Origin of the sequence: Acidovorax sp. LjRoot38, assembly GCF_964252975.1 — a bacterium.
In the GTDB taxonomy this organism is placed as follows: Bacteria; Pseudomonadota; Gammaproteobacteria; order Burkholderiales; family Burkholderiaceae_C; genus Acidovorax; species Acidovorax facilis.
Map to the genome: position 1 here is coordinate 420,457 of NZ_CAXUPT020000001.1, position 11,754 is coordinate 432,210.

General features: G+C 57.3%; 9 protein-coding genes. All 9 read right to left on the bottom strand.

Annotated features, from left to right (window positions below):
- Positions 1-15: 15 nt before the first annotated feature.
- Positions 16-2,577, bottom strand: coding sequence for a phytanoyl-CoA dioxygenase family protein (locus ACSQ22_RS01895; protein ID WP_436129245.1), 2,562 nt, complete (start codon positions 2,575-2,577; stop codon positions 16-18).
- A gap of 26 nt (positions 2,578-2,603) precedes the next feature.
- Complete coding sequence (locus tag ACSQ22_RS01900) at positions 2,604-3,362, bottom strand: glycosyltransferase family 2 protein (RefSeq protein ID WP_436129246.1); 759 nt, start codon at positions 3,360-3,362, stop codon at positions 2,604-2,606.
- Positions 3,355-4,350, bottom strand: coding sequence for a GDP-L-fucose synthase (gene fcl / locus ACSQ22_RS01905; protein ID WP_436129247.1), 996 nt, complete (start codon positions 4,348-4,350; stop codon positions 3,355-3,357). The genes ACSQ22_RS01900 and fcl overlap by 8 nt, the downstream gene beginning before the upstream one ends.
- A 169-nt stretch (positions 4,351-4,519) precedes the next feature.
- Positions 4,520-5,572: a glycosyltransferase family 2 protein gene (locus ACSQ22_RS01910; RefSeq protein ID WP_436129248.1), complete on the bottom strand. Its 1,053-nt coding sequence runs from the start codon at positions 5,570-5,572 to the stop codon at positions 4,520-4,522.
- A 60-nt stretch (positions 5,573-5,632) separates the two neighbouring features.
- The gene (locus tag ACSQ22_RS01915) at positions 5,633-6,934 is read right to left on the bottom strand and encodes an ABC transporter ATP-binding protein (RefSeq protein ID WP_436129249.1); all 1,302 of its coding nucleotides are present in this window, start codon (positions 6,932-6,934) and stop codon (positions 5,633-5,635) included.
- Positions 6,935-6,937: 3 nt separating this feature from the next.
- Positions 6,938-7,735 (bottom strand): ABC transporter permease, encoded by a 798-nt coding sequence (locus ACSQ22_RS01920; RefSeq protein WP_431149310.1) that lies wholly within the window; start codon positions 7,733-7,735, stop codon positions 6,938-6,940.
- 327 nt (positions 7,736-8,062) lie between these two features.
- Positions 8,063-8,689, bottom strand: coding sequence for an RnfABCDGE type electron transport complex subunit B (locus ACSQ22_RS01925; protein ID WP_436129250.1), 627 nt, complete (start codon positions 8,687-8,689; stop codon positions 8,063-8,065).
- Positions 8,690-8,757: 68 nt separating this feature from the next.
- Positions 8,758-10,386, bottom strand: coding sequence for a polyhydroxyalkanoate depolymerase (gene phaZ / locus ACSQ22_RS01930; protein WP_436129251.1), 1,629 nt, complete (start codon positions 10,384-10,386; stop codon positions 8,758-8,760).
- 207 nt (positions 10,387-10,593) lie between these two features.
- Positions 10,594-11,685, bottom strand: coding sequence for a GTP pyrophosphokinase (locus tag ACSQ22_RS01935; RefSeq protein WP_431149306.1), 1,092 nt, complete (start codon positions 11,683-11,685; stop codon positions 10,594-10,596).
- Positions 11,686-11,754: the final 69 nt, after the last annotated feature.

The following is an 11,754-nucleotide window of genomic DNA, read 5'->3' on the forward strand; positions in this document are numbered from 1 at the left end:
CGGCCAGCGGCGGGCTCACCCCAGCAGCCGGCGGTACCAGGCAGTGGGTGGTTGTGGTGCAGGTGCTTTTGCGTTGGCCGCCTCAGCTTCGACCTTAGTTCCGGATGCATCCATGGGCAAGAGCGCAATCCGGCGAATACCCAACCCCAGAGAGCGCTTGTCCGTGCTCTCCGGATTCAGATCGCAGGGCCGAACGAGGGGGGAGCCCTTGAGCACCACTCTGACCCGGTCCGCACGGCTTCGCAAGACCGCGTCGGGAACACGGGCGTCCAGGACGAGCGTGTCGCCCACTTGTTCCTGGTGCACCGCAATCGCTTGCCCATTCACCTGCATTTGAAGCTCGCTGACAGCTGCCATTGTCAACAGGTGGACGACTTCCATCCGCAGCAGGTGATCGCCAACGCCTACCGGGCGGAAGTCGATCCATGTCTCAGGCTCCAGGCCTGTCCATGCAAAGTGATGTGGACCTTCGGTCTCCCGGACATGCCAGCCCCGTCCCGGGATGGGGCGGTCAAAGAGGTAGTCGTGTCCAGGCGGCAGGGAGGCGAGCCAGTGCGAATCGGGCTCGTCCAAGGGCGCTTCAATGTACCGGTTGAAGCCCATGCGGTCTTCACCCCGCAACATGACGCAGGGGAAAGGTTCGCTGACCTTTGCGATGGGGACCGTCACTCGGACGGCCAGTCCCAGCCTGTGCTCCGTGGTGCGGTTGGGGTTGGAGTGATGCAGCAGCCGTTCATTGAAGAGAAAGAACTGGCCGGGCTCCAGCACCATGGATACCTTGCGGGTTTCATCCACGTAGGCGGGGTCTGAAGCGATGCCCCCGAACCGAAGGCTCTTGGCTGGATCGGTATCGATGGCCGGAGGGATGATTTGCCGGTGCGAGCCTGGAATGATTTCCACGCATCCATTTTCCAGCGTTGCCGGCGTAATCGCCAGCCAAGCTGAAATGTTCAGGATGGGTTCCATGTTCCAGTTGTAATGATCTTGGTGCCAGGGGTATTCCTCTTGCTGTTCAGGCCGGGCAGGCGGTTTGTTGAAAAGATTGGAGTTCCACAGAACGAGATCCGGCCCATAGAGAGAAGCCATGCGTTCCACGATGGCCGGGGCCGAGCACATCGCATGGACCGCTTGGCTGTCCAGGTGCCGCACGCGCAGGCCGAATGGGCAATAAGGCGTGGGCGTGGGCAGCACCCGCTCACATACCGTTGTGCGGAATTTTTCCATTTCATGGGGCGAGAATGCCGTGAATGGCCCTGCGTAGCCCTGTGTCCGAAATTGCTCAATTTCCTCCGGAGACAAACAGACGGGGAGTTCGGATGTGTCTTTGTTCATGGGTGCCTGCGTAGAAATACCTGTCAATTCTGAGGTTGCGCTGTCACGCGGGTTGGCTGGAACGTCCTCCACTAGCGCGGCCAGGCGCTCGTAGGCAGCCCGGCCCACGCTGACCTGCTGTCGTGTCACTTGCAGCAACCGCTGCCGTTCAGTCCCTGCTGCATGCCACGCATCCTGTATGGCGGTCGCCAAGTGCGTGGCCGTTTCCTCACGGTCCAGAAACACGATGTGGCAGGCGGCGCCAAACTGGGCTTGAAGCCCTTGCATTTTCGACCGGTAGTGGGGCGATGCCACCAAGGCGATCACCGACACCCCTTGCGACAGTGCGAACACTGCCGCGTGGTAGCTGCCGGTGATGACCACACGGCATGTACCGATCTGCTGCACGACGTCCTGTGGCGTTGCAACCGGGTAGGAGGTGTAGCTGATGCCCGGGATGCCGTGGAGCAGCGAGGCAATGGCGTCCGGATCGGAAGGACCGGCAAGCGAAATGGGCACACCGGCAACAAGAGGTGCACCCAGCCGTGAAATGGCACTTCCCAACCCTTCCTGCAGGCGCGACAGGGTGTTGGCATCGACGCCGGCGTAGTCCGCTTGGCGGACGTTGATGCCCAGGCTTTTGCCCAGAACTGTGGGGCGCAAGTCAAACGCCAGTTCAATCGCCTCGTCTGCTGCCACGACCAGGCGTTGTTCTGGCACCCCAAAGGATCTCGCCACCATCGGGCTTTGCTGCGATTCTCTGCAGACCACCAGGCTCAAAAGAGGAAATACCCCCAGCATCTTCTGCGAAAGGCTGCGAACGCTGACAGGTTCAAATCCACAGCTCAGAATGATTGCCGGTTTGCCGAGCCTGATACCCGCTTCCAGCGTCTGCAAGATGACTTCCGATTGACCAGAGAAATCGTCGCTGAAATATCCGCCGCCGGTCGCCATCACCATATCGCAATCCATCAGCGCCGACACGATGCGCGCACAGTCTGCTGATGCTTGGGTTATCAGGTTCCGGGTATCAGCACCAAGGGCGATCAGCGGCAGGGGGAGGCGTTCTTCGGTGAGCTCAAGCGCAATGACTTCGGGACAATCCTTTTTGAGCAGGGCTGCATTGCGGGTTATCCAATGTATTTGACAATCTGGCCATAGGTGCCGTAACCGGCGAAAAATGACCTGGTAAATCGCCCTGTCTCCTAGATTATCGTTGTTGGAGAAATAGTTTCCTGAATCGACCAGAATTCGGTGCGGTGCCATTTGTGGATGTCAGAAGTAATAGGTGGTCAATGCCTCATCATGGAACGATACCAAACCGAGTATGGTTGGGCGAGCCACCACTTTAATGGCACCCGGCCATAATGCCGGCGCACCACATCTATCGCCTCCTGATAATGCGCTTTGCGCCGGGTGCTCGTCTTCGTTTCGGGGTGCTCCCGGTTGGTTGCCAGAAAGGTATCCACAAATTCCAGAGGTCCCAGAGCCTTGTAAAGGCGCCACCAAAGATCGTAGTCCATGGTCATATGCAATGTTTCGTCCACGCCTCCAACGGCTTCCCAGGCAGTGCGGCGAATCAGCGTTCCGGGCTGAGAAACGATGCAGAGTTGCGCCATCCACCACTCGCTGAAAGGGCGGACAAAGACGGGATTGGTTCTTTTTGTGCTTTCCACATAGTTCCATACCCGTCCGTAGGCCATGGGGGCTGCTGGATTGTGCTGCAGTGCTGCCACCAGGCTTTTCAGCGCACCTGGCAACAACCAATCGTCGCTATTGAGCCAGCAGACAAAAGGCGCACGTCCATTTGCTATCGCCTCGTTGATGGCCGACGATTGGCCCATGTCTTTGGAACTGCGCCAGCCTGCAAGCCGTTCTTCCCAACGGCGGATGACCTCTATCGTGCCGTCGGTGGAACCACCGTCCGCGACATAGACTTCGACGGGGATGTCCTGTGCAAATATGGACTCGAGGGCAGCATTCAGATAGCGCCCCTGGTTATAGGAAGGCACTGCCACTGTCACCAACGGCATGTCCAGCGGATCATCCATTGGCACGCTGCTGCAGTGTTGACATGTAATTCCCGTAGACCATGGCCAACCCCTGCCTGAGTTCAGTCTGGGCGCGCCAGCCCAGTCCCTCCAGGCGGCTCACATTCAGGAGTTTTCGTGGAGGACCATCCGGCTTGGAGGCGTCAAACTCGATATGGCCGGGATATCCCACCACGTCGCTGATCAAGTGTGCAAGCTCCCGAATGGACAGGTCTTCGCCAGTCCCCAGATTGATATGTGATAACCGAGGCTGCGTGCAGGCGTTGTAAATTGATTTTTCGAGATTCATGACATGGACGCAGGCTGCCGCCATGTCATCGACATATAGAAATTCGCGGCGCGGTGCACCGGTTCCCCAGATCACGACATTGGGCGCATGGGCGAGCTTTGCCTCGTGGAAACGCCGTATCAGTGCCGGAATGACATGGCTGTTTTCTGGGTGATAGTTGTCGCCCGGGCCATACAGGTTGGTGGGCATCACGCTGCGATAGTCGGTGCCATATTGCCGGTTGTAAGACTCGCACAGCTTGATGCCCGCAATTTTGGCAACGGCATAGGGCTCGTTGGTGGGCTCCAAGGTGCCGGTCAGCAGTGCGTCTTCACCCATGGGCTGTGGCGCGAGTCTGGGGTAGATGCAGCTGGAACCCAGGAACATCAGGCGCTGAACACCGGATCGCCAGGCTTCATGCACGACATTCGCCTCGATCATCAGATTTTGGTAAATGAACTCTGCGGGATACGTATTGTTGGCGTGTATACCCCCCACCATGGCTGCGGCTAGGTAGACGTGGGTTGGAGCTTCATCCTTGAAAAACGAACGCACATCCGCCTGGCAGGTCAGATCGAGTTCGGCGTGGGTGCGTGCAATGATCTGGACACCACCTTGTTGCTCAAGCACACGCACGATGGCCGAACCGACCATGCCGCTGTGGCCGGCCACATAAACCCTCGGTGCCCGGACTGCTGAGCCGTTATTGGTCGCGGTCATGGGCGCGGCCCCCACACCTCGTCGCCAAGCCGGTACCACCGGGCGGCCTTCCCATTTTCTGCTCTTCTCATTTCCAATTCCTTTGTCTCGAATCCAGCCAGTTTGCTTTTGGCGGCGTATTGGTCGATGTAGTGGCTGCAGCCAGCTTGAAGAGCACGCTCCACCCAGCTCAATGTGCACGCTTGAGTGGTTGCCGCATCCGGAATGCCAAATCGCGAAGCATGTGCCTTGAGAGATAGGGAAGCACGGCATTCCGTATCTCTTTATAGTCAGGGACTCTGCCGAGGATTTTCTCGCGTATCCGGCTCATTTCCTGCTGGCCAATGTCATTGATATTGGCAGAAGTCTTTTGGTGTTCATGAACCCGGAATGCACCCAGGAAGCGGGGGATGTGGGAAAAATTTGCACCGGCGTCCCGGAAACGGATCAGCAAATCCCAGTCCATGGCAAACCTGAATGATTCGTCGACTTGGGCACCGGTCTTGTCCCAGATGCGTCGCCGCCAGAAGAGTGTTTCCTGCGGAATATAGTCTGCCCAAGACAATACGGTGTTGTCATGCCCTGGCATGATCCAGCGACCAATCTCCATTCCATTTCGATCGATGAGCAAGCGGTCTCCATAGACCACGTCAACATCGGGATGGCGGGCAAAGTAGTCTGCGACGGTGCTCAAGGCGCCCGGCAAGAGCAGGTCGTCTGAATTGAGCCACGCCATGATTTCACCCGTCGTTCGTGCGAAACCCCGGTTGATCGCTTGCGATTGCCCCGTATCCTTTTCGGATACCCATCCGGTTAATTTTGCTTCGAATTTTTTCAGAATGGAGATAGTTTCGTCCTGGGAGCCGCCATCCTGAATGAAATATTCCAGATTGGGATATTCTTGGTCCAGAACACTTGTTATTGTATTTTCAATGAAATTACCCTGCTTAAATGAAGGTGTGATCAGTGAAATTTTGGGGAAAATTGTAGATGATTGCGTCTTTGGTATCACTCTAGGCGGCACCATGGGCCTTGGCGCATACTGATTGAGATTGCCTAGCCGCGGCTTGAAGGGGGCTGCAACATGTCGGAAAATAGGACGCAATGGGCGAAATGCTGAAAAAGCGATATGCAAAATTATTCTAAAGGTACCAAGTAGTTGGTACGGTTTATTGATGATTGCAAAGAACTTTGCAAGCCATTTTTTTGGAATTTTTTTATATTCCTGCAATTCAATCTCCATTGAAGCTGCACGGCGAAACGCTATGGCAAAATTTATACATTAGTGGGAAATTTTTGAGTGTTAATTTTGCACAGAGGTTATTGCCATAAATTCTCCGCTTGCCGGGAGTCCGAACATCCCAAGAAATGGTGCTGATTCTGTCTCGTAGTCCCAGTCAATCCTGAATGGCCCAAACCAGCCAGTACTGTCGATTTCTCTGCCCTTGTTGATGCCGGTTGGTTGGTGAATACCAATTTTCAAGGAATAAAGTCCCGCTTCCATGGCCAGCGTCACCTTGAACACAAAAACTGCGCTGCTCCCTTTTTTTGTTTCGCAGTCTTCCACGCCCAAGCGTCGGGCATTGGTGACAAAAATAACCTGGTCAAAGCGGTTTTTTATTGCCAATGCCACTGTCGTGCCGACATCATCCAGATGGCTTTGGTAATGTACCTTTATATATACATCAGAACCCATCCTGGCATGCCCGATTTCGTTCTCATTGTGATCCTGGATGCTAACTGCCATCAACCTGTTGCGAAGGTTTTGAGGTTTGGTCCAGAACGCATTGTTGAAAATCATGGGATTTTGAGCATCCGCAGTGTCTGCAACAAGGTGTGAGGTGGGTGTTTTTGTGGTGTGTGCAGGCAGTATCGGCGCATCCTCATTGAAATAGTGCCGTATCGCGGATCCGCTGTCGCCCATGAATTGAGCCATACCGTGGCGCAAATAGAGGGCTGTTTTGCAAAGATCACGTACCGTCCCCATGTCGTGTGAGACGAAAAGCAGGGTCAAACCGTCTTCCCGCATTTTTCGAAGGCGTCCAAAACATTTCTGCTGGAAAAAATAATCTCCTACGCTCAGTGCTTCATCAACAATCAATATATCTGGTGTCAATGCTACCTGTACGGCAAAAGCCAGGCGAACAAGCATGCCGCTCGAATAGGTTTTGACCTGCCGGTCCAGCACATCGCCAATATCAGCAAATGCGACGATGTCGTCGAATTGGCGCTCTACATCTGATCGCGTCAATCCCATCAACAAGCCATTCAGCAGGACGTTTTCCCGGCCTGTGTATTCCGGGTTGAACCCGCTGCCCAATTCCAGCAATGCGGCAACTCGCCCATTCACCTGTACCTTGCCGGTCGTCGGAGTCAGGGTCTGGGTCACTATTTCCAGCAAGGTACTTTTGCCACTGCCGTTGCGGCCGATGACCCCCAGCGATTCACCCCGCCTGACCTCGAGGTTGATGTCTTTCAGTGCCCATATTTCCCTCATTCCTTCAGTGTGCCGAGGAGACAATGCATGCAGGAGGCGTGAACGCTGATTGTCGAATACCCGATAACACTTGCTGACATCCTGTACGGAAATGACAATGTCCGACATCGCTCAAACCATGTCCGCAAACGTTGTGCGCAGCCGTCTGAACAGTATCAACGAGGCCCACGAAAAAGCACTGGCAAGGCCGGTATAGACCGCAAGCCCCAAGAAGGAGGGCAGTCCCCCCGTCAGAAGCACGAGGCGAAACTGCTCGACAATAAAGGTCAGAGGATTGAGCATCAGCAAATTCTTCAACAACTCAGGGGCGGAATCCATGCTGTAGAAAATCGGGGTTAGGAAGAGAAGGCAGTGGCTGAGCATGCCTGTCAGCTGGCCGATGTCCTTCACCGCAACGCCCACAGCGGAGAGAAGCCATGCCAACCCCAGCAGCATGGGTGAAAAGCACAGCAGGATAAAGGGAAAAAGAAGCACCGTGGGTGAAGGCTTCCCCATGAAAACTATATATCCTGCCAGTAAAATCGCTGTACCCAGTAATGCCTGAAGGTAGGCTACTCCTACTGTAACGACGGGCAATAGCTCTAGTGGGAAAACCACCTTCTTCACGAAGTTTGGGTTCCTGGCTATCAGAAGAGGTGATTTATTCAAGACTTCTGAAAATGCATTGAAAATAATCAACCCGGCGAATAACATGAATGCATAGTCAGCCGCGCTGCCTGCATTGTTCCAGCGAGATTTGAGAATTACTCCAAATGCGATAATGTAGATGGTCAGTAAAAAGAGGGGTTGCACCAGCGACCAAAATATTCCGCCAAATGAGCCGCGATATTGGCTGGAAAATTCACGCTTGACGAGTTCAAGGACCAAACTGCGGTGCCGCCACAATGTGGTGGGAAGGCTAGATTGCATGGATTGCACATTCCATTTGAAATCGCGGCTGTATTGATTTGGTTGGTATAGTCATTAATCCCAGCCTAATATTGCGCGATGTGCATTGTCGAGAAGATCTGTGCTAGGCGGGCGGGCGGGTGGGGACGCTCTTATTGAATCATTGAAGGTTGCCCTGCAGCGGGGGGGGGCTGTTCGATGCGCCGTCTGAACGTGAAATTTGCTCCAATGTGCTCGATTTTGCGGGGTTTGTCTTCCCTCAAAGTGCCAGGGAGGGCTGGGCCTGAAGATTTCCCGGTCCTTGTCGACCTGGGCGGATGAAGAGGGCTCTTGCCCAGAGCCCCCAACCTAGCGCGGAGCTTGTGACCGCCGCTGGCGGGCTCGCTCCAGGGCTGCTGCAATGGTGGCCTGGCGGGCAACCTGCGCCGTGGCGGTATCTGCGAGGGAGGCAGGGACAGGGCCGTTGTCAACGGAGGACGGAGGGGTTTCATCATCCGCGTCCGGTACTGCTTCCAAGGGCAGGCGTTCACGGTGTGCCTGGTAGCGCAGGCGCGCCTGTTGCGCCAAAGGACCCGACCATGCGGCCCAGCCGGTGGTATTCACGCTGGCGTTTTCGAGCTGGATGCAATCCACAGGGCACACCGGAATGCACAGCTCGCACCCGGTGCAATAGGGCTCGACAACGGTGTGCATTTTCTTGTGGGAGCCCACGATGGCATCGGTGGGGCAGGCCTTGATGCACAGCGTGCAGCCGATACACCAGGCTTCGTCGATGTACGCCACGGTGCGTGGGGCTTCCACACCATGCTCTGCACTCAGCGGCAGTGGGACTTGCCCCGTGATGGCTGCGAGGCGGGCGATGCCCTCAGCGCCCCCGGGGGGGCACTGGTTGATGGGCACGCCCTCTTCGGCAATGGCCCGGGCGTATGTGGCGCAGTCTGGATAGCCGCAGCGTGTGCACTGTGTCTGGGGCAAGGCCGCGTCGATCCGCGCCGCAAGCGTGAGGACGGCGGCAGTTGATGCAGAAGCTGGTCGGGGGGGGCTCAAGCCTTGCGTGCCCCATTGCGGAGGGTGCGGGCAGATGCCGCGGCGGTCACCGTAGTCTTCGCTGGCGTGGCAACGCCCACATCAGCGGGTGCGGCAGCGCCGGTGGGCTTGCTGGTGGTGGCTGCGGGTGCTGGTGCCACCCAGCGGGTGGCCACCGCCGCAGGCGCCTTGGCAGTGGGCTTGGTTGGCGTTTTGGCGGCTGCTTTGATGGGCGTTTTTACAGCCGCTGTGGCGACGGTTTTGACGAGTGGCTTGGCGGCTGCCTTGGGGGCGGGCGCTGCGGCTTTTGTTGTTGCTGCTGCGCGGTAGGGGGGGTTGTCGTCCGGCGTTTCCGTGACGGGGGCTGCGATTTTCGCCTGGGGCTTTTCGTGTTCCAGGATGAAAGCGCGTACCTGGGGGTAGACCACTTCGCGCCAGCGCCGGCCGCTGAAGATGCCATAGTGGCCCGCGCCCTTGGCCTCCAGATGGCGCTGTTCCTTGCGCACGATGCCGCTGCACAGATCGTGCGCGGCTTCGGTCTGGCCCGAGCCGGAGATGTCGTCAAGCTCGCCTTCCACCGTGAACAGGGCGGTGGTGGTGATGTCCTGCGGGCGCACGCGCTCGATCTTGCCGTCGGGGGAGCGCACATCCCAGGTGCCGTGCACCAGTTTGTAGTCCTGGAAAACGGTCTGGATGGTTTCCAGGTAGTAGTCGGCGTCCATGTCGAGCACGGCGTTGTACTCGTCGTAGAACTTGCGGTGGGCCTCGGCGCTGGCGTCGTCGCCCTTGATCAGGTCCTTGAAGTAGTCATAGTGGCTGCTGGCGTGGCGGTCCGGGTTCATGGCCACAAAGCCGGTGTACTGCAGAAAACCTGGGTACACGCGCCGCCCTGCGCCGGGGAAGTTCTCGGGCACGCGGTAGATCACGTTGTTCTCGAACCACTCAAAGCTACGGTTTGTCGCCAGGTTGTTCACCGAAGTCGGGGATTTGCGGGCGTCGATGGGGCCACCCATCATGGTCATCGTCAGCGGCGTGGTTTCGCCACGGCTGGCCATCAGGGACACGGCTGCCAGCACGGGCACGGTGGGCTGGCACACGCTGATGACATGGCAGTTGCCGTAGATGCCCTGCAGGTGGCGGATGAACTCCTGCACGTAATTCACGTAGTCGTCGAGGTGGAACTCGCCCTCGGCCAGGGGGACCAACCGCGCATTCTTCCAGTCGGTGATGTAGACCTTGTGGTCCTTGAGCATGGTGCGCACGGTGTCGCGCAGCAAAGTGGCGTAGTGCCCCGACAAGGGCGCCACGATCAGCACCACAGGCTGGGCCTTGAGCTTGGTCAAGGTGGCGGTGTCGTCCGAGAAACGCTTGAAGCGGCGCAGTTCGCAGAACGGCTTGTCCATCTCGATGCGTTCGTGCACCGCCACACCGACGCCGTCCACATCCACCGAATGGATCTCGAAAGCGGGCTTTTCGTAGTCCTTGCCCAGGCGATACAGCAGTTCGTAGCCCGCAGACATGCGCTGCGCCAGCGGGCTTTCGCTGAAGGGGGACATGGGGTTGCTGAACAGCTTGGCTGCAGCCTGCGCGAAATCGGTAAAGGGCTCCATCAGGGAGCGCTGGGTTTCGTAGATGTGATACAGCATGGGCGAAACTCCGTTATGTTGCAGTGCAATATAACAGCACTTCGTAACAAGCGCATGGAGGAAAACCACCAATGCCAAGTCACCTATGCGACAGATCAGGGCGTCTCACTTAGAGCTTGTCCAATAAGCCGATGCCAGTCAAATTGCTATTGAATAGATAGCTGTAAATTTAATCTGGACGAGCGGTAGGGCCCAATTTTTCTCAAATTATTGCGGCTTTGGCTCAGCCTGCTCCTGCAGCCATGCCTCGAACGACTCCCGGGCCGAGTTGCGCAGGGCGGGGCGGAACGCGGTCTTGTTACTCAGGTACAGGCAATGCCGGATCACGGTATACGGATTGAAGCTGGCCTGGGGGTTTTGTTCTTCGAAGTGCTGCTTGTAGCGTTTGACCACGCCCACGGTCTCACGCATCAGTGCATTGAAGCGGGCCCGCGTCATGCCACGGGACCACGCCTGAATGTCGTCCACAAAACCGTCTACCTTGGACGGCTCGAACTCAAAATCCTTGAAGAAGTGCGTTGCAATCTTGAGGAAGGTGAACGCGTTGAGCTCGCTGCTGGGAGCTTGGGCCTTGCTGGGGGCCTGCGGGTTGTCGGCAGTGGCAGGGTCGGGCAGCGGCTCGGCGGTTTCGTCGGGGGCTTGCAGCAGTTCGGCGGCCGTGGCGTCGCGGATCTGGCGGAACTCGCGGTCGGCCAGCTCGAACAGGGCTGACAGCACATTGATGCGGCGCTTGAGTTCGCCTGGGATTGATTTCTTGTACTTGATCCGGTGGTCCAGCACGCTCCAGGAGTCCTGGATGATGGTGCGCACCTGCAGCTCGAACGGCAGGTGGGCATAGGCTGCATGCTCAGGCTGCGTGCGTTCGGCATGGCTGAGCTTGAGGTCCAGATGCAGGCCTTTGTAGCCAAATGAGGCCTCGGTGCTTTCCACCGCCGTCACCTTGTCGGTGACATCGATCACGGCAAAGTGCCCGCGCACGATGGCCGCAATTTTCTCCAGCTCGTCCTCGTACAGGCACACCACACGCACGCCGACCAGGTCGGTGATGTAGTGCTGGATCTCATAGGGCGTGTTGTTTTCCTCCAGCGCCGGGCGGTATTTGCGCACGAACTTGCGGATGCATTCATCCACATCCTTGACGCGGCCCTCCACCTTGGCGATCTCTACCCCACCCGACTGCGTGACCACAGCGGCCACCATGGCGGTGAAGGCGGCGCAGGCGGTTTCCAGCGCAGCGGATTGCTCTGCGTAGAACGCGCGGAAATGGGATTCCTCCAGGTCGAAATCAAGCGATGGCATGCTGGTTCTTTGGTGTGCGAGGGTGGTGGGTGGGGGCGTGCTCAGGCCCCTGGTGCGGTGTTGAGGATG